This is a genomic window from Bacillus sp. SIMBA_154, from assembly GCF_046536015.1.
GTDB lineage: Bacteria > Bacillota > Bacilli > Bacillales > Bacillaceae > Bacillus > Bacillus pumilus_P.
Map to the genome: position 1 here is coordinate 1 of NZ_JAWJBV010000235.1, position 275 is coordinate 275.

A 275-nucleotide genomic window follows, 5' to 3' on the forward strand; every position below is an offset into this window, starting at 1 on the left:
CTTTTTCGTTCTGCTCATTACAGAAAAAATAACGTTCTCCACCGACCTCTGTCAGGTCGATTTCCCAGAGCACCACGCTGGCCGACTGCTCCGCACGGGTGCATTCATTCAGTGTTTCCTGCCGGATATCCTGCATCAGTTCACCACCTGTTCAAACTCTGCGCTGAACTCAACACGCAGCATACTGACCCGCGACGACCATTTTGCGCAGGTCACCTTTATCTGCCGCCACTCATAAGGCGGCGTCCACAGAAAGGATTTCCAGCCCCCGTGCT

1 protein-coding gene is annotated in these 275 nt (G+C 53.8%); it reads right to left on the reverse strand.

What is annotated here, in order from left to right:
* Positions 1–135 precede the first annotated feature (135 nt).
* Positions 136–275, reverse strand: a 140-nt coding sequence (locus R0K30_RS21860) for a phage tail protein (RefSeq protein WP_289690515.1), incomplete at its 5' end; no start/stop codon positions are given.